The sequence below is a fragment of the Actinosynnema sp. NPDC002837 genome, assembly GCF_040295345.1.
Taxonomy (GTDB): domain Bacteria; phylum Actinomycetota; class Actinomycetes; order Mycobacteriales; family Pseudonocardiaceae; genus Actinosynnema.
The window spans coordinates 44099-67111 of record NZ_JBEOVG010000016.1 but is presented as its reverse complement, the minus strand read 5'-3'; the positions used below and the strand labels follow the sequence as shown (position 1 = coordinate 67111).

Genomic DNA, 23013 nt, shown 5'->3' with positions numbered 1-23013 from the left:
AACTCCGGCGCCACGCCCTTGCTCTGCGAGTCCAGCAAGCGGGAGTTGCTCACGCCACACCTCCGAGCGGCAGCGTCGCGGCCAGCCCGGCGACCTGCAGGCCGTTCAACGGGGTCAGCGTGATGTCGAGCTTGTCGGCCAGCGCCTTGAGCCGGTCGTCGGCGCGGTTCAGCTCGGTCGGCGTCCGCGCGCTCACCCGCACCATGCCGCGCAGGCCGACCTGGCCCTGCTCGCTGCTCGGCGAGATCGTCATGGACAGCGTCGAGGACAGGGCCCGCACGCCGGTCAGCGCGTTCAGGTTGTTGCGCATGCCCTTGGACGGCCAGCCGGTGATCGCGTAGCTGGCGTGGCCGACGCCACCCGCCGTCACACCGGACCACTTCTCCCGCAACGACACCGAGTTGTTCGACCCGGCCACCGAGGTCAGCTCGGCCGCCGAGATGCCCGCCCGGATCAGCTCGTCGGGGTCCAGTGGCCGGATCGACACACCCGTCGACTCCAACGCGTTGCGCACGCGGGACAGCGCGCCGATCAACGCCCGGTGCGCGCCGACGACGCCGCCGCCGCGTTCCCGGATCGCCGCCGCGCACCGCCGCGGGTCGAGCCGCACCGCGATCCACGTGGTCCGCCGGGCCGCCGCGGGCAGCGGGCCGAGCACCTCCATGTACGAGTTGAGCGCGGGCGAGTTCGTCGGCAGCGCCGCGCTGCCCGGGTAGCAGTGCCAGATCACCGAGATCGCGTCGAGCACCACACCGCGGTCCTCCAACGTCGGCGCGAGCGCGCCCAGCGGCAACGACGGCGCGCTGCCCACCGCGGTGATCAGCCCCGGCGCCGGGTCGACCAGCAGCACGGCGGTCCACGCGCCCTGGTGCCAGGCCATGCCGAGCGGACGGCGCTCGTGGTCGACACCCCGGGCCACCACCAGGTCCGGCACCGCGAGGCGCAGCAACGCCACCCGCGGGTCGTCCGGGCCGATGACCGAGGACTCCTCCTCCGACGGCGGCTTCATCTCCACCGGGCCGGTGCGCTTGGCCGTGCGGCCGTGCGAGCGGAAGCTGTAGCGCACGACCAGGCCGATCCACTGGGTCAGCCAGCGACCCCGCGACCTGGTGAACGCGATGATCAACGCGATCAGCACGATGCCGCCCGCGACGTACATCGGCACGGGCGCGACCTCGTCGCCGGTGGCGCCGACGGCCAGCAGGATCAGGCCGACGGCGACGCCGACCTCGAGCACAACCAGGTTGGCGACCGGCAGGGAGCCCAGGCTCGCGCCCGCCGTGCGGCGGCGCGCCCGGAGCAGTGCGGCGCGCACGGCGCCGCCCGCTGCCTGCGCGCGCGCCATGGCGGGGTTGGGCTGGCCCGGATGTGGGGTGGTCACGGACATCCGCTCTGGTTCTCTTTCCGTCGGCGTGCGCCGGGTGGGACCGACCGGGTCTGACCAACCCGCACACGGACCACCCGCCGTCCGGCTATCGTGCAGACCGTACCGCGACTGGGAGAGCAGCGAGCCGAGAATGGCATCAACACCCACCACCAAGTCACAGGTCCAGGCCTACCGCTTCGTGCTGCGCAGGATGCAGTCCGCCCTAGTGCGCAGGGACGCGGTGATGCTGCACGACCCGATGCGCACGCACTCGCGTGCCACCGCGGTGGGCGTCCTGCTCGGCGTCATCGGACTGCTCGGCTTCCTCATCTTCGGCTTCTTCTCGCCGGACCCGCAGGTCGACGACCAGACGCAGATCGCCATCTCCAAGGAGACGGGCCAGGTCTACGTCGTGCACACGGTCGGCGTGAACAAGACGCTGATCCCGATGACGAACCTCGCGTCCGCGCGGCTGTTGCTGCTGCAGCGGTCCAACCCGGACACGGGCCAGGCGGCGGTCGCGGGCGGTGACGCGGCGGCGGGTCAGGTGAACGCCGGGCCGCAGGTCGCGGGCGGCGAACCGAAGCTGGTCAGCGAGAAGGCCCTGGCGAAGCTGCCCAAGGGCCGGTTGACCGGCATCCCCGACGGGCCGGACGTGCTGCCCAAGCCCGCCGACCGGATCGGGTCGGACTGGTCGGTCTGCGACACGTTGACGTTGGACGAGTCGCTGAACGACCCGTCGGCGCCGGGCAAGTTCACCACCACCGTCCTCGCGGGGTACAGCGGCGGCGGCGAGCTGCTCGACGACAACCGCGCCCTGCTGGTGCGCGCGGGCACCGACGACAAGCAGGCGTACCTGATCTACAAGGCGCCGGTGAACTCCAAGATCACCTCGACGTCCACCGTGCGCGCCAAGGTCGACCTCACCAACGCCGAGGTCCGCACCGCGCTGAACCTGAGCCAGAAGAAGCCGCGCGCGATCAGCACCGGCCTGCTCAACGCGATCCCCGAGGCGAAGCCGCTGGTGGCGCCCGACATCCCGGGCCGCGGCCAGAACGTGACCTACGTCCAGGGCGAGAACCTGAAGATCGGCGCCGTGATCGAGGTCCGCCGCTCCGGCGCGGACTCCGAGTTCCACGTGGCGCTCAAGGACGGCCTGCAGAAGATCAGCCGGGCCGCGGCCGACCTGCTGCGCGCGGCCTACGCGCAGGGCGCCGAGCCGAAGCTGGTGGACATCGCGCGGACCAACAGCGCGCCGACCGTCGAGCAGCTCGACTTCGCCGACTACCCGCCGGACGTGCCCGAGGTCCTGGACCCGAACCAGAACAACCGGGTGATCTGCCTCGGCTGGCAGGCGCAGAACGTGACCTCGGACAACAAGTCCCAGCACACCAAGGTGACCTTCGCGCCGTCGCTGCCGATCCCGTCGAACGTGGTGCCGGTGGAGATCAACCAGGTCGGCGCGACCCGCGAGGTCGTGAGCCAGTTCGTGATGGCGCCGGGCAAGTCGGCCGTGGTGCGCAGCGCGACGTCGACCCAGGACTTCGACAGCGGCCCGATCCACCTGGTCACCGGCCGCGGTGTGAAGTACGGCATCCCGGACGTCACCACCAGCGGCGCGCTCGGCCTGGGCGTGGACGGGTTCGCGCCCGGTCCGGAGTCGATCCTGCGGCTGCTGCCCAACGGGCCGCAGCTCAACCGCAACGACGCCTCGCGCAGCTGGGACGCGATCCAGGTGCCGAAGGACAACGGCCTGCTGCCCGAGGAGAAGGCCAAGAAGCAGGGCGGCTGAGCCCGTAATGCTGAGCCCTTTGGGGGAACCGGCGTGGGCCGGTTCCCGTCAGAGGGTGCAGGAGGTGTCCGGGTGAACGAGGTCACACGCGGGCCGGCGGGCGGGCGGCAGGTTTCGGTCGACCCGCGCTGGCTGGAGCTGTACGCGAAGCGCGTCGAAGAGGCGGCCGAGGAGCTGATCCGCGCGCGGTCCGAGCTGCGGGAGGCGCCGATGCGCCCCCAGAGCTTCGGCGAGCTGGGGCGGACGCTGCGCAGCGCGGAGGCGTACGGCCGGGCCGCCGGGCTGCTCAACCAGCAGCTCGACCGGGCGTGCGAGGTGCTGACGTCGGCGGCGAAGGGCCTGCACGACGTGGCCGAGCACTACGGCGCCCAGGACGACGACGCGGTGGCGTTGATCAAGGCGGTCGACCGGCGGGCGGGGTTGGGCTGATGCGGGGCAAGGACGGCAAGCAGATCGCCGCCGAGGTCGGGCCGGAGCTGGACTACCTGTCGGGGATCAGCAGGCGGCTCGGCGTGCGCGACCTCGTGGCGGACTACTTCGCGCCCGTGCTGGGCGACTGGAACGACCTGAACGAGGAGGCCGAGCGCTGGCGCAAGGCCGGGCTCGTCGCCGAGCACGTGACGCGCGACCTGACCAAGCCGCTGGGCAAGCTGGACTCGGCGTGGCAGGGCAAGGACGCGGACGCGTTCGTGGACCACATGCAGAAGGTCGGCCTGGCCGGGCACGACATGTCCGACGCGATGCACGCGATGGGCGAGGCGCTGGACCAGACCGCCGAGGGCATCCGCGGGATCGTGGAGGACATGTCCCGGGTGTTCGCCGAGGCGGCCGACGCGGTGTCCGGCGCGGCGGCGTTGCCGGTGGACGGCGACCGCCGCGTGGTGGAGGCGCTGGACGAGCTGCACGACCCGGCGAAGGAGCTGCACGAGTCGGTGCGGGACGTGCTGGAGGCGTTCCTGCGGCTGTGCGACGGCGTGTCCGGTTCGGACGATTTCGCCGACGTGAAGATGGAGCACAAGTACCCGGAGCAGAACTGGTCGTTCACCGCGCCCGCGAAGCCGGTGGCGCCGGAGCCGCCGGCCGCGCCGCCCGCCGAGACGAAGCCGGCCGCGTCCGGCGGTGGGTCCGGTGGCGGCGTGCCGGGTGGCGGCGGTGGTGGTGTGCCCGGTGGCGGCGGCGGTGTGCCCGGTGGTGGTGGTGCGATCCCCGGCGGTGAGTCGCCGGAGCGGATGCAGCCTGGTGGGTCGACGGGTGTGTCCGAGCCGCGCCCCACGGAGGCCGGCCCGCGTCCGGCGGCCGCCGCGGCGGCGGGTGGTCCGTCCGGTCCGGCGACGGGCGGCGCGGGGATGATGGGCGGCGGGATGATGGGCGGCATGGGCGCCGGCGGGCAGCAGGGCGGCGACAAGGAGCACAAGTCGAAGGTCCAGCTGGCCGGCTCGACCGAGCAGGTCTTCGGCAAGCCCAAGAAGTCCGCCCCGCCGGTGCTCGGCGAGGACTGAGTCGAATCGCCGTGTTGGATGGCCGCTGCTCCGCAGACGGCGGCTCGGTCGCCTGGAAGTCGGTCATCCGCCGCTGATCCCGCGACAATCGAAAAGCGTGATTGCCGCGGGATGAGCAGCGGATGACCGACGCGACCTCGCGACGTGGCGTCACCACGAGGGAAGCGAGCGGCGTCACCACGAGGGAAGCGAAAGGGCCGCCCCGGAGGGCGGCCCTTGTCGTGTGTGGCCTAGATGGCGCCCTAGATGACAGAGCGTTTTGGTGGTGTGACCAGGCGCCTGGCGCGGTTGCGGTTCACGGTGTGGACGATGAACATCGTCAGCAGGAGCAGGCCGACGCCCGCGCCCGTGCCCGACAGCGCCACGATCATGGGCGTGCTGCTCGGCGGGTTCAGCGGACCGAGGTCGGTCATCAGCTGCTCCGGGTTCACCGGCTTCGCGCCCGGCTGCTCGAACGGCAGCTCGGCGGTCAGCGCGGCCACCGGGTTGATCATCCCGTAGCCGATCTTGTGGTCACGGCCGTTCGGGTTGCCCGGGTGCTGGGCGGTCGCCTTGATGCGCTCCATCACCTGCTTCGCCTTCAGCTTCGGGAACCGCTCGCGCACCAGCGCGACCACGCCGGCCACGTACGGCGAGGCGAAGCTGGTGCCCTGGATCGCCACCGGCCGGCCGTTCTCGAAGTTGGCGTTGGTCAGGCCCTTGCCCGCCGGGTCGAGCGTCACGATGTTCTCGCCCGGCGCGGCCACGCTGATCCACGGGCCCCACACCGAGAACGGCGAGACACCGCCCTCGGCGTTCATCGACGCCACGGACAGCACGTTGTCGGCGTACCAGGGCGGCGACGCGACCACGTTGACGTTCTCCGTGGCCTGGCCGTCGTTCTGGGCCTGGCAGCCGCTCTTCGCGTCGATGTTGCCCGCGGCGGTCACGATGACGACGTCCTTGTCGTTCACCGCCCAGTCGATCGCGGCCTGGAGCTCGCGCTCCTGGTTGCTCGGCTCGGCCGGCGGCGCGCAGGCGGTCAGCGAGATGTTGATCACGCGCGCGCCCTGGTCCACGGCGGAGACGATGGCCTTCGCCAGGGTGCCGACCTTGCCCGCGGACGGTCGGTCGTCCAGGTTGGCCGGGTCGTCGTACTCGAAGCTGTTGCTGGTCTGCCGGAACGCCAGCACCGTCACCTCGGGCGCGGCGCCGACGAACCCGGTCTCGTCGTCCCGGCTCGCCGCCGCGACGCCCGCGACCTCGGTGCCGTGGCCGTCGCAGTCGTGGACACCGCGCTTCTCGGTCTCCACGTAGTCGCCGCCCTCCAGGACCCGGCCTTCCAGCCGCGGGTGGGCCTTGTTGACACCGGTGTCGATGATGGCGAGCTTGATGCCCTTGCCGGTGGCGAACCGGTGCGCCTCCTCCAGCCGCAGCTGCATCTGGCCCCACGGCTTGTTCGGGATGGGGCGGTCCTCGGTCCTGGAGGTGATGCAGCCCTGCTTGGGCTTGTAGTCGACGTCTTCCTTCGGCGGCTCGGGCTGGCGCAGGAACGACCGGTCCACCGGCGGCGGCTGCGAGTTCGGCCGGGCGTTCGGGGTCGACGTCGTCGACGCCGGCTGGGCGTACGCGCCGGGCGCGGTCAGCAGGGTCACGGCCGCCGCGGTGAGCGCGGCGATCTTGTGGATGCGCATCATCGCCTCACGCGGGGATGAGCTGGCGCATGGCCACGTAGAGGTCCATCACCGCCAGCGCCAGCGGCAGCACCGCGGCGATCAGGATGGCCTCGAGCACGTCGACCGTCCGGCGCAGCACCGGGGAGAACTTCTGGTTGGGGAAGATCACGCCGAGCACCAGCGCGCCCGCGCCGACCACCACGAGGGTGCCGAACACGTACAGCAGCCGGTCGCCGGGCGAGGACTGCACCAGCCACCCGAACAGCACGCCGGCGCCCGCGACCATGCCGCTGGCCAGCAGCGCCACCGCCTGCGCGCCGTTGGCGTAGGCACGCCCGCGCAGCAGCAGCACCAGCGTCACCACGATCGCCAGCAGCGGGCCCCAGATGGAGCCGTCGCCCGCCGCGATCACGGCGAACAGGGCGGCGACGCCGCCGCAGCCGATGATCATGCCGGTCAGGTACTCGTGCGCGTTGGCCGTGCGCCGCTCGATCACGGAGTACTCCGGGAAGCCGGTGTCCTCCTTGAGGTCCTCCGCGCTGCCCGGCACGGTCGGCAGCGGCAGCTTGGCCAGCTGGATCGTCAACCGGGGCAGCACGGACAGGGCGGCGAGCGAGACCGCCGCGGTGGCCGCCGCGATGCCGTGCACCGGGTGGTCGACGAAGATCCCGATGAGGAACGCGAGGCCGCTCAGCGCGCCCGCCGTGGCGGCGGCGATGAACACCGTGATGCCGCGGCCGATCAGCATGATCGAGGCCGAGGCGAAGATCAGCACCAGCACGCTGCCCAGCAGCAGGCTGGGCCGGCCGATCTCGCCGGGCACGATGTAGAGGCCCGCGACGAAGGCCATCGGCAGCCCGCCCGCCGCGGCGACCAGCACGCCCGTGCCGACGGCGTTGTAGGACCGCGCCACGACCGCGCCCGCGATGAGCGACGCGATGGCCACCACGCCCGCGCAGATCGCCGGCACGAGGTTGCCGCCGCCCGCGAGCGGGCCCGCCATCAGCACCGCGATCGCGGCCGTGATCAGCGCCAACGCGCCCGCGAGGTGGCCGTAGCGGCGTGCCGTGTCCTTGGTCCACGGCCGGAAGCTGTCCGGATCGGACTCCGCGATCGCGTCGACCACGTCGTCGTACAGCGGGGGCGGCGGGTTCTCGTTGCGCTTGCGCAGCTGCAGCAGCTCGCCGTCGACCACGCCGAGCGAGGCCAGCGTGCGGCTGGGGTCCAGTGGGCCCTCGCCCAGCTTGGCCAACGCCCAGCCGCCGTGCCGCACGCCACCGTCCGGAGTGGCCTCCTTGGCCATGTCCAGCAGCATCGGCAGCAGGTCGGCCACCGCGACGTCGGCGGGCAGCGCGACGTCGATACGCGTTCGCGGCGCAACCACCGTCACCCGGCTGAACACCGTCGTTCCGGTCGCCACCAGCGCCCCCTAAGTCCTGATGAGTGTGTGCTGTGGTCCGTCCCGACCCTATTGGTCCGGTCGGACGCGCTTCGGCCCGCCCCTGGAGAGGAGCGGACCCAGTATGGGGGCAGCGGGCCTCCGGGCTGGGCCGTTCCGCGCAACACGTCACAACACGTTGGCCGCGGATTTGCCCGACCCCCCGTCGTTCGGGGTTCCGATGCGCCATAGTGTCGTTGCGACTGTGGCGGGCCCACACGCCCCGATCGGGATTCGAGCGCAGTCGGGCTGATCGTTTACGGATCGACGCTGAAGAGGTGCCTGTTAGGTGAGCACGCTGCAGTTCAAGCGCACGGCACGCCTCGCTGCTCCCCGCCCACCCGGCGGTGAGGTCCACCTCGAACCGCCACCCGAGGTGCCGCGGGTCATCCCCGGCAACATCATGATGAAGGCGATGCCCGTCGTCATGATCATCTCGTCCGTCGGCATGATGGTGCTGATGTTCAGCTACAGCGGGCGCAGCCCCGCTGCGATGATCATGCCCGGCATGATGCTGGTCTCGACCATCGGCATGATGGCCGGCGGCATGGGCGGCGGCAAGGGCCAGAAGAAGGCCGAGATGAACGAGGACCGCAAGGACTACCTGCGGTACCTCGGCCAGATGCGCGACCGCGCCCGCGAGGCCGCCAACGAGCAGCGCGCCGAGCGCGAGTGGGTCCACCCGGACCCGCAGATGCTGTGGTCGCTGGCCACCACCCGGCGCATGTGGGAGCGCCGGCAGAACGACCCCGACTTCTGCCACCTGCGCGCGGGCCGCGGCTCGCAGCGGCTGGCCACGCGGCTCGTGCCGCCGCAGACCGGTCCCGTCGAGGAGCTGGAGCCGATCGCGACGCTGGCGCTGCGCCGGTTCGTGCGCGCCCACTCGCTGGTGCCCGACCTGCCGATCTCGATCGCGCTGCGCGGCTTCGCCGCCGTCGGCCTGCTCGGCGAGATCGAGGAGAAGCGCGGCCTGGCCCGCGCCCTGCTGGCCCAGATGGTCACCTTCCACTCGCCGGACGACCTGCTGGTCGCCGTCGTCACCACCGGCCGCACCAAGGCCGAGTGGGAGTGGATGAAGTGGCTGCCGCACGTGCAGCACCCGGCGATCGTCGACGGCATCGGGCAGATGCGGATGATGGCGGGCTCGCTGGCCGAGGTCGAGCAGATGCTGGACGAGCAGTTGCGCGACCGGCAGCGGTTCACCCGCAACGCGCCGCCGCCCGCCGACCAGCCGCACATCGTGATCCTGATCGACGACGGCGACGTCACCCGCGAAGAGCAGATCATCCTGGAAGAGGGCCTGGTCGGCGTCACGCTGTTCGACCTGTCCGAGTCGCTGGGCAACCTGACCGCCCGCCGCGGCCTGCGGCTGGTGATCGAGGACGGCAAGCTCGGCGCGCGCAGCGCCAGCGGTGTGGAGTGGTTCGGCGCGCCGGACTGGCTGAGCGTGGTCGAGGCCGAGGCGCTGGCCCGGCGGCTGTCGCCGTACCGGATCGGCGGCGTGGACGCGGGCGGCAGCGACGAGGACCCGCTGTCGATGAGCAACAACCCGCCGCTGCTGGAGTTCCTGGGCATCCCCGGCGACCCGATGACCTTCGACGTGCAGGCGGCGTGGCGGCCCCGGCCGGTGCGCGACCGCTACCGGGTGCCGTTCGGCATCGGCGAGTTCGGTCAGCAGGTCGAGCTGGACATCAAGGAAGCGGCGATGGAGGGCATGGGCCCGCACGGCCTGTGCATCGGCGCCACCGGTTCCGGCAAGTCCGAGTTCCTGCGCACGCTCGTGCTGGGCATGCTGGCGACGCACTCGTCGACCTCGCTCAACATGATCCTGGTCGACTTCAAGGGTGGCGCGACGTTCCTCGGCCTGGACAAGGCGCCGCACGTCGCCGCGACGATCACCAACCTGGCGGGCGACCTGACGCTGGTCGACCGCATGAAGGACGCGATCGCGGGCGAGGTGTCCCGTCGCCAGGAAGTGCTGGCCAAGGGCAACTACAAGAACGTGTGGGACTACGAGAAGGCGCGGGAGAACGGCGCCGACCTCGACCCGCTGCCGGCGTTGTTCATCTGCATCGACGAGTTCTCCGAGATGCTGACGGCGAAGCCGGACTTCATCGACATCTTCCTCCAGATCGGCCGCGTCGGCCGGTCGCTGCAGATGCACATGCTCCTGGCGTCGCAGCGGCTGGAGGAGGGCAAGCTGCGCGGCCTGGACACGTTCCTGTCCTACCGGATCGGTCTGAAGACGTTCTCCGCCGCCGAGTCGCGCGCCGCGATCGGCGTGCCGGACGCCTACGAGCTGCCGCCCATCCCGGGTTCGGGGTACCTGGGCGTGCAGGGCTCGCCGCTGACCCGGTTCAAGGCGCTGTACGTGTCCGGTCCGTACCGGCCCGCCGGGTTGCAGGTCGCGGGCCCGTCGGCGCCGGTGACCAGCGACAAGCGGCCGCGCTACTTCGTGCCGGACTACATCGAGATCCCCAAGGAGCCGGTCAAGCCGATCGAGCCGGTCAAGCAGGCGAAGAAGGAAGAGGACTCCAACGAGCCCTCGGAGCTCGAGGTCATCGTCGAGCGGCTGGTGGGCCAGGGCCCGCCGGCGCACGAGGTGTGGCTGCCGCCGTTGAACGAGCCGCCGTCGCTGGACACGCTGCTGCCGCCGTTGCAGGCGACCGAGGACCGCGGCCTGACCGCGCCCGGCTTCTTCTCCAACGGCAAGCTCCAGGTGCCGCTCGGCGTGGTCGACAAGCCGTTCGAGCAGCGGCGCGACCTGCTGTGGGCGGACTTCTCCGGCGCCGCGGGCCACGGCGCGATCGTCGGCGGTCCGCAGTCGGGCAAGTCGATGATGCTGCGGACGCTGATCACGTCCATGGCGTTGACGCACACCCCGCAGGAAGTGCAGTTCTACTGCCTCGACCTCGGTGGCGGCACGCTCGCGTCGCTGGAGAACCTGCCGCACGTCGGTGGGTTCGCCAGCCGGTTGGACGTGGACAAGGCGCGCCGGATGGTGGCCGAGCTGTCGGGCCTGATCACCGAGCGCGAGCAGCGGTTCCGCGCGCAGGGCATCGACTCGATGGTCGAGTTCCGCAACCGCAGGCGGCGCGGCGAGATCCGCGACGACGACTTCGGCGACGCGTTCCTGATCGTGGACGGCTGGATGAACTTCCGGCAGGAGTTCGAGGCGCTGGAGCCGATGGTCCAGGCGCTGGCCGCGCAGGGTCTGTCCTACGGCGTGCACGTGGTCGTGGCGGCGAACCGGTGGGCGGAGATCCGGCCCGCGATGAAGGACCTGCTCGGCACGCGGTTCGAGCTGCGCCTCGGTGACGTCAGCGAGTCCGAGGTGGACCGGAAGGTCGCGGTCAACGTGCCGCCGGGCCGTCCGGGTCGCGGTCTGTCGCCGCAGAAGCTGCACTTCCTGACCGCGCTGCCGCGCATCGACGCCTCGTCGGACGCGGAGAACGTGGCGGCGGGCGTGCAGGACATGATCGCCAAGGTGAGCGCCGCGTGGCGCGGCCAGCGCGCGCCGCAGGTCCGCCTGCTGCCCGACCTGCTGCCCTACCACGACTTCATGGCCCAGGTGCAGCAGCAGCGGCCGAACCGGGGCCACCTGGTGCCGATCGGCGTCAACGAGGACGAGCTGGCGCCGGTGTACCTGGACTTCGACGCCGACCCGCACTTCATGGCGCTGGCCGACGGCGAGGCGGGCAAGACCAACCTGCTGCGCACCATCGTGCGCGGCATCATGACCAGCTACACCTCGTCCGAGGCGCTGATCATGCTGGTCGACTACCGGCGCACCATGCTCGGCTACATCGAGACCGACCACCTGCTGTCCTACGCGGTGTCCTCGGCGCAGCTCACGGACATGATCAAGGACGTCCGCGGCTCGATGGCCAACCGCCTGCCCGGCCCGGACGTCACCCAGGAGCAGTTGAAGAACAGGTCCTGGTGGAAGGGCCCGGAGCTGTTCGTGGTCGTGGACGACTACGACCTCGTCGCGCCGCAGGGTTCGCAGAACCCGCTGCAGCCGCTGGCGGAGTTCATCCCGCAGGCGAAGGACGTCGGTCTGCACATCATCGCCGTGCGGCGCATGGGTGGCGCGTCGCGGGCGATGTACGACCCGATCCTGGGCAAGCTGAAGGAAATCTCGGCGCCGATCATGGTGGGTTCGGGCTCGAAGGAGGAAGGGGCGATCGTGGGCAACCTCAAGGCGTCGCCGCAGCCTCCCGGCCGGGGCACGCTGGTCACCCGCAAGCTGGGGCAGCAGCGCATCCAGCTGGCGTGGATCGACCCGGACTGAGTCGGGTCGCCGCTGCTCCGCGGACGGCGGCTCGACCGACGCGACCTCGCGACGCGAACGACGGGAAGGCCCCGCTCCGGCGGGGCCTTCCGCGTTCCCGGTGCTCCGGCCCCGCCCCTCCGGCCCGCCCGTAATTCGCCGGCCCGCCCTGGGACAGTGGTGGGAAGTTGACTCTGGGTATCCGGGGAGTGTCGGTGCGCTGCCTTATGCTGCGCCCCGCACTGGAGGGGGTGGCGTGGAGACTGAGTTCAAGGTGCTCGGGCCCCTCGAGGTCTGGCACGACGGCAGGCAGGTGGCGCTGCCGACGGGCAAGGCGCGGGTGCTGCTGGCCAGCCTGCTGCTGCGCGCGGGCAGCGTGGTGCCGACGGACCTCCTGGTCGACCGGCTCTGGGACGGCCGGTCGGTGAACCCGGGCCGCACCAGGGCGACGTTGCACATGGTGGTGACCCGGCTGCGCCAGTCGCTCGGCCCGGCGAACGTGGTCCGCACCGCCACCGGCGGGTATGCGGCGGAGGTGCCGCCGGGCGCGCTCGACCTGCACCGGTTCCGCGAGCTGGTCGACCGCGACCGGCTGGCCGAGGCGCTGGGCCTGTGGCGCGGCGCGCCGCTGTCGGACGTGCCGTCCGACGTCCTGCACGCCGAGGACGTCGCGCCGCTGCTGGAAGAACGCCTCGACGCGCTGGAACGGCGCCTCGACGTGGACCTGGCGGCGGGCAGGCCCGCGGAGGTGGTGCCCGAGCTGCGGTCGCTGACCCGTGAGCACCCGTTGCGCGAGCGGTTCTGGGGCCAGCTGATGGAAGCGCTTTCCCGATCGGACCGGCAGGCCGAGGCACTGGCCGCCTACCGGTCGGTGCGCGCGCTGCTGGCCGAGCAGCTCGGCGTCGACCCCGGCCCGCGCTTGCAGGAGCTGCACCAGCGGATCCTCACCGCCGCGCCGGTCGCCGCGCGCCCGGACGCCCGGGACACCTCGAGCACGCCGCGGCAGCTCCCGATCCACACCCGGTTCTTCGTCGGGCGCGACGGCGAGCTGGCCGCGCTGTGGGCGCTGCTCGACTCGGCCGGCGGCGCGGGCGGGGTGGTGATCGCGGCGATCAACGGCGCGGCCGGCGTGGGCAAGACGGCGTTGGCGCTGCACTGGGCGAGCCAGAGCGCGCACCGCTTCCCGGACGGCCAGCTCTACGTGAACCTGCGCGGTTTCGACCCGACGGGTGAGCCGGTGAGCCCGGACGAGGCGTTGCGCGGGTTCCTCGGCGCGTTGGGCGTGGCGCCGGAGCGGGTGCCGTCCGGGTTGGACGAGCAGGTCGGCCTGTACCGCAGCCTGCTGGCCGAGCGCCGGGTGCTGGTGGTGCTGGACAACGCGGCGGACAGCGAGCAGGTGCGACCGCTGCTGCCGAGCGGCCCGCGCTGCCTGGCCCTGGTGACCAGCCGCAACCAGCTCGACGGGCTGGTGGTGCGCGAGGGCGCGCAGCCGTTGCCGCTCGGCGTGCTGACCGACGGTGAGGCGACCGCGCTGCTGGTGCGGCAGCTCGGCGCGCAGCGGGTCGGCGCGGAGCCGGCCGCGGTGCGCGAGCTGATCGGGCACTGCGCGGGGCTGCCGCTGGCGTTGTCGGTGGTCGCGGCACGTGCGGCGGCGCACCCGGACTTCGCGCTGCGGGCGTTGGCCGGCGAGCTGGCCGACGAGCGGACCAGGCTGGAGGCGCTCGACACCGGTGAGGCGACGACCAGCGTCAAGACGGTGTTCTCCTGGTCCTACGAGCGGTTGAGCCCGGCCGCGGCCCGGATGTTCCTGCTGCTGGGCGTGCACCCGGGGCCCGAGGTGTCGATCCCGGCGGCGGCCAGCCTGGCGGGCGTGCCGCTGCGCGCCGCCCGCCAGAACCTGGGCGAGCTGAGCAGGCTGCACCTGATCGCGGAGCCGGTGCCGGGCCGCTTCACGCTGCACGACCTGGTGCACGCGTTCGCGCGGGACCTGGTCGCGGTGCACGAGGACCAGGGCGGGCCGCGCGAAGCCCTGCGGCGGTTGCTCGACCACTACCTGCACACCGCGAACACGGCCGACCGGCTGCTGTACTCGCAGCGCGAGGAGGTGCCGATCGCCGAGCCCGCCCGCGGCGCGGTGGTCACGGAGCTGACCGAGCGGGCCGACGCGCTGGCCTGGTTCGGCCTGGAGCAGGCGTCGCTGTTCGCCGCGGTGGGGCACGCCGCGGCGCACGGTTTCGACACCCACGCCTGGCAGTTGGCGTGGACGACCACGGCGTTCGCCCGGCTGCGGGCGTTCTGGCACGAGCAGGCGCGGTGCCTGGAGATCGCGTTGGCCGCGGCACGGCGGCTGGGCGACCGGGTCGCGCTCGCCTCGACCAACCGGGCCCTCGGCCGGATCCTGATCACGCTGCGGCGGTTCGCCGAGTCGGCGTCCTACCTCACCGCCGCGCTCGACCTGGCGTGCGAGCTGGGCGACCGGCAGAGCCGGGCGCACATCCACCGGCACCTGGCCGGGCTGTACGAGGGCTGGAACATGCTGCACGAGGCCCTGCACCACGCGGAACGGGCGTTGGCGCTGTTCGAGGAGCTGGGCGACCGGGCGGGCACGGCCCGCGCGCTCAACGCCGTCGGCTGGGCCCGCGCGATGCTCGGCGAGGACCTGCACCGGGCGCTGGCCGACTGCGGTCGCGCGCTGGCGCTGTTCCGCGAGGTCAACGACGTGCTGGCGGAGGCGGCGACGTGGGACAGCCTCGGCTACGTCCACCACCGCCTGCACGACCTGGACGAGGCGGTCCGCTGCTACCGGGAGGCGCTGCCGCGGTACCGGGAGAGCGGTGACCGGTACGAGGAGGCCGCGACGCTGCAACGGCTCGGCGACACGCACGTGCTGGCGGGCGACCACGACGCCGCGCGCGAGGTGTGGCAGGCGGCGTTGGACATCCTGGACGAGCTCGGCCACGGCACGGCGGAGGCGTTGCGGGCGAAAGTGGCCGGCCTGCCGTGACCGGGTCCGCCGTCGTGGGGCCCGTCGGCCGCTCCGACACCGCGGGCTCCTCTGCGGGGAGAGCGGAGGAGCCCGCGGGCCCGGTCGTCACCGCGGCGCGGGCCGGGCAGGCGCGTCGTCCCTCGACGTGCACCTGCCACCGGGACCGGATCCCCCCTGGTGCGCACCTCCGGCCCCGCGCCCTCTGGGGGTCGCGGCGGTGAACGGCCTCAACTGTGCAAGAAGAGCCTCACAGTCCCCTCACTGCCGGCTCACCCAGCGCCGGTCGACAGCGGCCACCGAGTCGTCGGCGACCCGCCGGCAGTACGGCTACCGACCGGACGAGGCGCGCGAGCTGCTCTCCTGGCGGCGGTCGCGCCCGGTCACGAGGAGTTCGCGGCCCGTGCCGGAGTTTGTAAACTGGCCTCGGTCAAGGAGGGGTATGGCGGCTCGGTTCACGGTTCCAGGGCTCGCCGCGCCTTCGGCTCCCGCGCCCTCCGCACGTAGCGCGACCGGCCCCTCGCGCCCACCGGTCGTGGCGGGACAGCCGGCGTGACCGCGTCGCGGTTCAACGTCCTCGGTCCGATCGAGGTGTGGCACGGCGACGAGCCGGTGCCCATCCCCGCCGGCCGGGCCCGACTGCTGCTGGCGGTCCTGCTGCTGCGGGCCAACCAGCCGGTGACGGCCGACGAGCTGGTCGACCGGCTGTGGAACGGGGAAGCGCCCAACCCGGACCGCGCCAAGGCCACGTTGCAGATGGTGGTGCGACGCCTGCGCCAAGCCCTCGGCGAGGCCAACGTGGTGCGCACGACCACCGGCGGCTATCTGGCGGAGCTGCCGCCGCACGCGCTGGACCTGCACGAGTTCCGCGACCTGGCCGCGCGGGGCCGGTTCACCGAGGCGCTGGAGCTGTGGCGCGGCACGCCGCTGTCCGACGTGTCGTCGGACTCGCTGCACCGCGACGAGGTCGAATCGCTGCTGGAGGAACGCCTCGGCGTGCTGGAGCGCCGCTTCGACGCCGAGCTGGCGGCTGGTCGCGGCGGCGGTCTCGTGGGCGAGCTGCGGTCGCTGACGAAGCAGCACCCGCTGCGCGAGCGGTTCGGGGCGCAGCTGATGGCCGCGTTGCGGGCGTCCGGCCGGCGTGCCGAGGCGTTGACCGCCTACGCGGAGATGAGGACCGTCCTCGCCGCCGAGCTGGGCGTCGAACCGGGACCGGAGCTGCGGGCGCTGCACGCGGCCCTGCTGACCGAGGACGACGGCGGCCCGCCGGCCGTGCGGCTGCGCGACCACCTGCCCCGCGACCTGCCCGACTTCACCGGGCGGGCCGACGAGCTGGCCGCGGTCGAACGGATCGCCGAACGCGGACTGGTGTGCGCGGTGGACGGGATGGCGGGCGTGGGGAAGACCGCGTTCGCGGTGCACGCCGCGCACCTGCTGTCCGACCGGTACCCCGACGGCCGGTTCTACATCGACCTGCACGGCTACACCGAGGGCCGGGAGCCGCGCGAGCCGCTGGACGCGCTCGCCGTGCTGCTGTACTCGCTGGGCGTGCCGCGCGAGCGCGTGCCGGTCGGGCTGGACGAGCGGGTGGCGTTGTGGCGCTCGGAGATGGCCGGGCTGCGCGCCGTCGTCGTGCTGGACAACGCGTTCGACGCGCTCCAGGTCCGGCCGCTGCTGCCGTCGACGCCCGGCTGCCTGGTGATCGTGACCAGCAGGCGCAGGCTCGTCGGGCTGGACGGCAGTCACGCGCTGTCGCTGCCGGTGCTGCCCGGACCGGCCGCCGTCGACCTCTTCCGGCAGGTGGCGGGCCGCAGCACGCTCGACCCCGCCGCGCTGACCCGGCTGGTGGAGCTGTGCGGCCACCTCCCGCTGGCGATCCGGCTCGCCGCGGCCAGGCTGCACCACCGGGCCGCCTGGTCCGCGGAGTACCTGATCGACCGGATCCGGGACGAGCGGCGGCGGCTGCGCGAGTTCGCCGCGGACGACCGGGACGTCGCGTCCGCGTTCGCGGTGTCCTACCGGACGCTGGACGACGTGCAGCGGCGCGTGTTCCGGGCGCTGGGCCACCACGTCGGCGAGGACGTGGACCGCTACTCCGGCGCGGCGCTGTCGGGCCTGCCCGCGCAGGTGGTGGACGAGGTGCTCGGCGCGCTGGTCGAGGTGAACCTGGTCGAGGAACCGCGCCAGGGCCGGTTCCGCCTGCACGACCTGGTGCGCCAGTACGCGCAGGGCACCGCCGAGCCGGACGACGCCGCGGTCGTCCGGCTGCTCGACTACTACCTCGCGGTGGTGAAGGCGGGCGACGAGGCGCTCTACCCGCTCCGGCCGCGGCTGCCCGTGCGCACGACCGACGCCTCGCTGGAGCTGCCGGGGTTCGACACCGCGGGACCTGCCGTGGAGTGGTTCGAGGCGGAGCGCGAGAACCTCGCCGCCGCGGTGCGCCACGCCGCCCGCACCGGGCTCGACGATCACACCTGGCAGCTGCCGTACCTGCTGTGGGGCTTCTACTACCACGGCGGTCACGTCTCGGACTGGATCTCCACCCACGAGATCGCGCTCGACGCGACCGTGAGGCTGGGCGACGACCGGGCCCGGGCGCGCATCGTCAGCGGGCTGGCCGGCGGCTACTGGGCCAGCGGGCGCAGCGAGGAGGCGCTGACCCGGTTCCGGGAGGCGCACGCGCTGATGGAGGCGGGCGGCGAGCACGCGCCGGCGTCCGTGCTGCTGGGCAACATCTGCGCCTGCCTCGACCACCTCGGGCGGCACGAGGAAGCGCTGGAGGTCGGGGAGCGCGGCGTCCGGATCCAGCGGGAGCGGGGCTTCCTGCAGCACCTCTCGCTCACCTTGTGCAACACGGCGTCGTCGTTGATGAGGCTGGGCCGCTACGAGGAGTCGATCGAGCGCTACGGGGAGGCGATCGAGGCGTGCGCGGCGGTCGACGACGAGCACACCGAGGCCGCCGCGCTCATGGAGGTCGCCCGGCCGTTGAGCGCGCTGGGCCGGGAGGACGAAGCGCTCGACAGCGCCATGCGCGCGTTGGCCGCCATGGAACGGCTGGCCGACGCCACCGCCGCGGCCGAGGCGGCGAACGTGGTGGCGGAGATCCACCGCAAGGAGGGCCGGCTGGACGAGGCGCTGGACTACTTCCGCCGCACGCTCGGCACCCTGGACCAGGCGACGATCCCGTGGGAGCACGCCGACGCCCTGGCCGGCATGGCGGACGTGTTCGACCGGCGCGGCGACCGGGCGGCGGCCGTCGAGCACCGGTGGCGGGCGATCGACCTGTACGAACGGCTCGGCAGCCCCCGTGCGGCGGAGCTGAGGGCCCGGACGGGGCACGGCGGCTGACCTCCGGCCGGCCATCGGGTCTCGGCTCGGCGACCCGGCGGCGGACCGTCGGTCCGGTGAGGTATGCATATGCAGGCCCGCCCCGGCCGACGAGGGGGATGACGGATGAGCTTGCACGTGGCGGTGGACTTCGGCACGTCCAGCACCTGCGTCGCGATGTCCCTGCACGGCCGGGAACCGCAGGTCGTCGTGGTCGACGGCCAGCCGATCGTGCCCTCCGCGGTGTTCGCCGCGGCCGACGGCACGCTGTTCGTCGGCCAGGAGGCCGAACGCCAGGCCGCGGTGGACCCGTCCCGCTACGAGCCGCACCCCAAGCGCCGCGTCGACGAGGGCGAGCTGCTGCTCGGCGACAGCGTGCTGCCGGTGGTCGACGTCGTGCGGGCCGTGCTGACCAGGGCGGTGGACGAGGCGCGGCGCGTGGCCGGCGGCGCCCGGGTCGACCTGCTCGTGCTCACCCACCCGGCCGACTGGGGCGCGATCCGCACCAGGGTGCTCCTGCAGGCGGCACGGGGGCTCGGCCAGGAGCTGCGGCTGGTGCCCGAGCCGGTCGCGGCGGCGGTGTTCCACTCGGCGACCCACGCCATCGCGGACGGCGCGGCGCTGGCCGTGCTCGACCTCGGTGGCGGCACGGTCGACGCCAGCGTGGTGGCCCGCCAGGGCGGCGCGTTCCGCGTGCTGGCGACGAAGGGCGACCCCGGCTTCGGCGGCGCGGACGTCGACCAGGCGCTGCTGGAGCACGTCGGCTCGCTGGTCTCGCCCGGCGACCCGGACGCGTGGCGGCAGCTCGTGGAGGGCCGCGAGCTGTCCGACCGCCGCAAGCGCCGGGTGCTGCGCCAGGACGTGCGCGGCGCGAAGGAGACCCTGTCCCGGCACGCCTACACCGACGTGCCGATGCCGCCGCCGTTCCCCGACGCCCACGTCACCCGCACCGACCTGGAACGCCTGATCAGCGCGCCGCTGACCAGGGCGGCCGCGCTGGTCGTGACCGCCGTGCGCGACGCCGGGCTCGACCCGCGCGGCCTCGCCGGCGTGTTCCTGGTCGGCGGGTCCAGCCGCATCCCGCTGGTGGCCCGCCTGGTGCTGGAGCAGTCCGGCGTGGTGCCGACGAGCATCGACCAGCCGGAGACCGTGGTGGCCCGCGGCGCGCTGAGAGCGGTGAGCGTGGACCCGCTGCGCACCGGCGCGCTGCCCGCCGGCGCGGGCGACGTCACGCACAAGATCACCGACGACCGGACCCGCAAGATCACCCGGCGGATCACGCCGTCGCCGCCCGCCGGCTTCCCCCAGCCGCCGTACTTCCCGCCGTCGGCCCCCACGCCCGTGCCCGCGCCGGCCCCGCCGCGCCGCAGCCGCGTGCCGCTGCTCGTGGTCGCCGCCGTCGTCGTGGTCGCCGCCGTCGCCGCGTCCACGGCGTACGTGCTGAGCCGGGGCGACGCCACGACCGGCGACCCGACCACGCCCACCTCGTCCTCCACCACCACGTCCGGCGCCACCGAGGGCAAGATCATCGCGCAGTACGACTACAGCTTCACCGTGCCGGGCGGGTGGCAGCAGACCGGCGGCCAGGTCGAGACCCGCAAGGTGCTGCTCAAGCCCGAGGCGCCCGAGTCGAACCGGGACGTCATCGCGGTGGAGGAGCGGCGGCTCAACTACAACGCCACCCAGGACCCGGCGCGGGCCGAGACCGAGTTGCGCGAGCAGTACGACCAGCGGGCGAACGTGTCCGATTTCGACGCTTCCGCCGACTTCGCCACCAAGGATGTCGTTTACTACCGGGAAGTGGTGGAGTCGGCCGTCATCGACTGGTACGTGCTGTTCCAGGACGACGTGCAGGTCAGCGTGGGGTGCCAGTACCCGCAGGACGGGCACGACCGGGTCCGCCCCGCGTGCGAGCAGGTCGTCCGCACGCTGACCGTGACCAGCTGACTTTGTGGGGAATGTGATGACCGGCATCCCGGAGGCCTTCGCCCGGTTCCGCTCGGACCTCGACGCCGCCGTGACCAGGGGCCGGCGCGCGGCGGACGCCGCGGGCGCGAAGAACGCGGCCCAGCGCGACCGGAACCAGCGGCTCGCCGAGCAGGCCAAGGCCCGGCAGGTCCAGCCCGACCGGCACGCGCCCACGTCGCCGGACGTGCAGCGGGTCGCCACCGGCTTCCGCCACCACCGCGGCCTGCCGGTGCCGGAGCTGCCACCCGCCCAGGAACTGCTCACGCCGGAGAAATCGCGAGAGCAAACGGACGCGAATGCAAATGCAGTTCCCCCGCGCCCGGCGCTCGGTTCCCGCGCGGTGGCGGGCCCGAGCGGCCAACTTCCCCCCGAAAGGGGCGATGACGAGGACTTTTCGCAAGCGCGAATCCTCTACTGACCCCGTTGCCGGGCCCGTCGCGTTTACAACCGCAACTACTTCCGGAGAAGTCGCGACAACGTGGAACCGGGCATGGCAAGGTCTGCGTCGTAAGAGGCGTACGAACCAAGAACGCCTGATCACTTCGACCAAGGGGGTCGCACCCAATGGCTGGTTACTCCACCGGACATGAAGAGCTCGTCGGCGCGGCGAAGGACATCGTCAGCACCAACGGCAACGTCCAGGGCGTGTTGGGTCAGCTCGGCAACACGATCGACGGCCTGTCCAGCGCGTGGCAGGGTGGCGCGGCCATCGCCTTCAACAAGCTGATGGAGCGCTTCCGCGAGGACGCCGACAAGCTGCAGAAGGCCCTGATGGACATCGCCGAGCAGATGGACGGCAGCGCGGCGACCTACATCCAGCAGGAAGAGGAGCAGGCGCAGGAGATGTCGGCCATCACCAACCGGCTCGGCGGCTGATCCATCCGAATTCAGGTCGCGTTTCCGTTCCTTTCGCTTTCCTTCTTCTTTCTGACTTCACTTCCAAGGGGAGATCATGGTCGACGCCAACAACATCAAGGTTGACTTCGGGCAGCTGAGCAGCGCGGCAGGCGACATCAGCAGCCAGGCCGGCAAGATCCAGTCCGAGCTGGACAACCTGAAGGCCCGCCTCTCGCCCGTCATCGCGCAGTGGGACGGTGGCGCGTCGGCGAGCTACCAGGAGGCGCAGCGCGCGTGGGACGAGTCCGCCGCGGGTCTCCAGCAGGTGCTGGCCCAGATCGGCACGGCCGTCCAGTCCGCGACCGACGCGTACCAGGCCGCTGAGGCCAAGAACCAGGGCCGCTGGGCCTGATCCGGCCGCACGACCCCCCGCGGGCCCCGGGATCCTCGAGGATCCGGGGCCCGCGTACGTGTTTCGGCCGGTTCGCCAGGGTGCGGTCCGGGTCGGTCGAGGCCGGTCCGGAGGGGTTTCGGAGGGGTCGTTTTGACCCGCGCCGACCCCAACCGGTATCTTCCTACGTTGTTGTGCGGTAACTGGTGCGCACTATGCGTACCTCGTGTTCTGGTCCTCTGCCCACCTGGGGTCTCTGGCCTGAGCAGCCGCCGCAATGACCCCAGACGCAAGTGACGACGAGGTAGACCCGTGCGCACGTACAGCCCGAAGCCCGGCGAGGTGACCCGAACCTGGCACGTGATCGACGCCCAGGACGTGGTGCTCGGTCGGCTCGCCACCCAGGCCGCGACGCTGCTGCGCGGCAAGCACAAGCCGACTTACGCCCCACACGTTGACACCGGTGACTTCGTCATCGTCATCAACGCGGACAAGGTGGCGTTGACCGGCAAGAAGCGTGATCAGGAGTTCGTGTACCGGCACTCCGGTTTTCCGGGCGGCCTGAGCCAGCGCTCGTTCGGCGAGGTGCTGGACACCCGCGCCGACCGGCTGGTCGAGAAGGCGATCAAGGGCATGCTGCCCAAGAACCGCCTCGGCCGCGCGATCGCGGGCAAGCTCAAGGTCTACACGGGCCCGAACCACCCGCACGCTGCGCAGCAGCCGCAGCCGTTCGAGATCAAGAAGGTCGCCCAGTGACCGAGCACCAGACCGAGGACATCGACGTGACGACCCCTGAGGCCGAGCTCGACGCCGTCGAGGCGGAGGCCACCGAGGCAGAGGCCCCGGAGGCGGAAGCCGCCGAGGCGGAGACCACCGAGGCAGAGGCCCCGGAGGCGGAAGCCGCCGAAGCCGAGACCCCGGAGACCGAGGACGCCGAGGTCGAGGGCACGCCCGTCGTGCGGCACACCCTCAACGCGGGCGCGCACCACCTCGCGCAGACGGTCGGCCGGCGCAAGCAGGCCATCGTCCGCGTGCGGCTCCTGCCCGGCACCGGCAAGTTCACCCTGAACGGGAAGTCGATGGACGACTACTTCCCGAACAAGGTGCACCAGCAGCTCATCCGTGAGCCCCTGGTCACGACCGAGAAGCCGGAGACGTTCGACGTCATCGCGACCCTGCGTGGCGGCGGCACCACCGGCCAGGCCGGTGCGCTGCGCCTCGCGATCGCGCGTGCGCTGGTCGCCGTCGACTCCGAGGACCGCCCGGTGCTGAAGAAGGCCGGCTTCCTCACCCGTGACCCCCGGGTCAAGGAGCGGAAGAAGTACGGCCTCAAGAAGGCCCGCAAGGCGCCTCAGTACAGCAAGCGCTGACCTTTCCCGGGTCGAGCGAGCACCATCCTGCGGGAGCAGTCAGTTCTTCGTCGAACTGCTGCTCCCGCAGTGTTTTTCTCCCCATCGTCCTGTGTGCATGGAGGTCACGGCGAT

Annotated in this window: 15 protein-coding genes; 12 read left to right on the top strand and 3 right to left on the bottom strand. The window is 72.4% G+C overall.

What is annotated here, in order from left to right; translation table 11 throughout:
* Nucleotides 1-49: 49 nt before the first annotated feature.
* Complete coding sequence (gene eccE, locus ABTZ99_RS14705; RefSeq protein WP_498786888.1) at nt 50-1387, bottom strand: type VII secretion protein EccE; 1338 nt, start codon at nt 1385-1387, stop codon at nt 50-52.
* Nucleotides 1388-1517: 130 nt separating this feature from the next.
* Here eccE and eccB point away from each other — a divergent pair, with 130 nt between their 5' ends.
* The 3 genes from eccB to ABTZ99_RS14690 all read left to right on the top strand — a co-directional run bounded on the left by eccB (nt 1518) and on the right by ABTZ99_RS14690 (nt 4657).
* Entirely contained in the window at nt 1518-3158 is a 1641-nt protein-coding gene (gene eccB, locus ABTZ99_RS14700; protein WP_498786889.1) for a type VII secretion protein EccB, read from the top strand.
* Between the two features lie 72 nt (nt 3159-3230).
* Nucleotides 3231-3587: a hypothetical protein gene (locus ABTZ99_RS14695; RefSeq protein ID WP_499611607.1), complete on the top strand. Its 357-nt coding sequence runs from the start codon at nt 3231-3233 to the stop codon at nt 3585-3587.
* Nucleotides 3587-4657, top strand: a complete 1071-nt coding sequence (locus ABTZ99_RS14690) for a WXG100 family type VII secretion target (protein ID WP_499611604.1) — start codon at nt 3587-3589, stop codon at nt 4655-4657. Before ABTZ99_RS14695 ends, ABTZ99_RS14690 begins: the two co-directional genes overlap by 1 nt.
* 242 nt (nt 4658-4899) lie before the next feature.
* Here ABTZ99_RS14690 and mycP read toward each other — a convergent pair whose 3' ends face one another.
* Together mycP and eccD are read right to left on the bottom strand one after the other, a co-directional pair.
* A complete protein-coding gene (gene mycP / locus ABTZ99_RS14685; protein WP_499611602.1) occupies nt 4900-6333 on the bottom strand; it encodes a type VII secretion-associated serine protease mycosin in 1434 nt (477 codons plus the stop codon).
* 4 nt (nt 6334-6337) lie between these two features.
* Complete coding sequence (eccD, locus tag ABTZ99_RS14680) at nt 6338-7732, bottom strand: type VII secretion integral membrane protein EccD (protein WP_498786045.1); 1395 nt, start codon at nt 7730-7732, stop codon at nt 6338-6340.
* Between the two features lie 307 nt (nt 7733-8039).
* Here eccD and eccCa point away from each other — a divergent pair, with 307 nt between their 5' ends.
* From eccCa to rpsI, 9 genes are all read left to right on the top strand, one after another.
* The gene (gene eccCa, locus ABTZ99_RS14675; RefSeq protein ID WP_498786043.1) at nt 8040-12044 is read left to right on the top strand and encodes a type VII secretion protein EccCa; all 4005 of its coding nucleotides are present in this window, start codon (nt 8040-8042) and stop codon (nt 12042-12044) included.
* Nucleotides 12045-12279: 235 nt separating this feature from the next.
* Nucleotides 12280-15027, top strand: coding sequence for an AfsR/SARP family transcriptional regulator (locus tag ABTZ99_RS14670; RefSeq protein ID WP_499611599.1), 2748 nt, complete (start codon nt 12280-12282; stop codon nt 15025-15027).
* A 531-nt stretch (nt 15028-15558) separates the two neighbouring features.
* Nucleotides 15559-18354 (top strand): AfsR/SARP family transcriptional regulator, encoded by a 2796-nt coding sequence (locus ABTZ99_RS14665; protein ID WP_499611597.1) that lies wholly within the window; start codon nt 15559-15561, stop codon nt 18352-18354.
* Between the two features lie 105 nt (nt 18355-18459).
* Nucleotides 18460-20280: a type VII secretion-associated protein gene (locus ABTZ99_RS14660; protein WP_498786037.1), complete on the top strand. Its 1821-nt coding sequence runs from the start codon at nt 18460-18462 to the stop codon at nt 20278-20280.
* Nucleotides 20281-20296: 16 nt separating this feature from the next.
* Nucleotides 20297-20719 (top strand): hypothetical protein, encoded by a 423-nt coding sequence (locus tag ABTZ99_RS14655; RefSeq protein ID WP_498786035.1) that lies wholly within the window; start codon nt 20297-20299, stop codon nt 20717-20719.
* Nucleotides 20720-20865: 146 nt separating this feature from the next.
* The gene (locus ABTZ99_RS14650) at nt 20866-21177 is read left to right on the top strand and encodes a WXG100 family type VII secretion target (protein WP_053718448.1); all 312 of its coding nucleotides are present in this window, start codon (nt 20866-20868) and stop codon (nt 21175-21177) included.
* 76 nt (nt 21178-21253) lie between these two features.
* Nucleotides 21254-21550: a WXG100 family type VII secretion target gene (locus ABTZ99_RS14645; RefSeq protein WP_498786033.1), complete on the top strand. Its 297-nt coding sequence runs from the start codon at nt 21254-21256 to the stop codon at nt 21548-21550.
* A 291-nt stretch (nt 21551-21841) separates the two neighbouring features.
* Nucleotides 21842-22285, top strand: a complete 444-nt coding sequence (gene rplM / locus ABTZ99_RS14640; RefSeq protein ID WP_033436749.1) for a 50S ribosomal protein L13 — start codon at nt 21842-21844, stop codon at nt 22283-22285.
* Nucleotides 22282-22899 (top strand): 30S ribosomal protein S9, encoded by a 618-nt coding sequence (rpsI, locus tag ABTZ99_RS14635; RefSeq protein WP_498786031.1) that lies wholly within the window; start codon nt 22282-22284, stop codon nt 22897-22899. The genes rplM and rpsI overlap by 4 nt, the downstream gene beginning before the upstream one ends.
* The last annotated feature ends 114 nt before the right edge of the window (nt 22900-23013 follow it).

Excerpts from the sequence above, each read along its gene's own strand:
- eccE (WP_498786888.1), bottom strand. The coding sequence starts at position 1,387 with ATGTCCGTGACCACCCCACATCCGGGCCAGCCCAACCCCGCCATGGCG.
- eccB (WP_498786889.1), top strand. The coding sequence starts at position 1,518 with ATGGCATCAACACCCACCACCAAGTCACAGGTCCAGGCCTACCGCTTC.
- ABTZ99_RS14690 (WP_499611604.1), top strand. The coding sequence starts at position 3,587 with ATGCGGGGCAAGGACGGCAAGCAGATCGCCGCCGAGGTCGGGCCGGAG.
- mycP (WP_499611602.1), bottom strand. The coding sequence starts at position 6,333 with ATGATGCGCATCCACAAGATCGCCGCGCTCACCGCGGCGGCCGTGACC.
- ABTZ99_RS14660 (WP_498786037.1), top strand. The coding sequence starts at position 18,460 with ATGAGCTTGCACGTGGCGGTGGACTTCGGCACGTCCAGCACCTGCGTC.
- ABTZ99_RS14655 (WP_498786035.1), top strand. The coding sequence starts at position 20,297 with ATGACCGGCATCCCGGAGGCCTTCGCCCGGTTCCGCTCGGACCTCGAC.
- ABTZ99_RS14650 (WP_053718448.1), top strand. The coding sequence starts at position 20,866 with ATGGCTGGTTACTCCACCGGACATGAAGAGCTCGTCGGCGCGGCGAAG.
- ABTZ99_RS14645 (WP_498786033.1), top strand. The coding sequence starts at position 21,254 with ATGGTCGACGCCAACAACATCAAGGTTGACTTCGGGCAGCTGAGCAGC.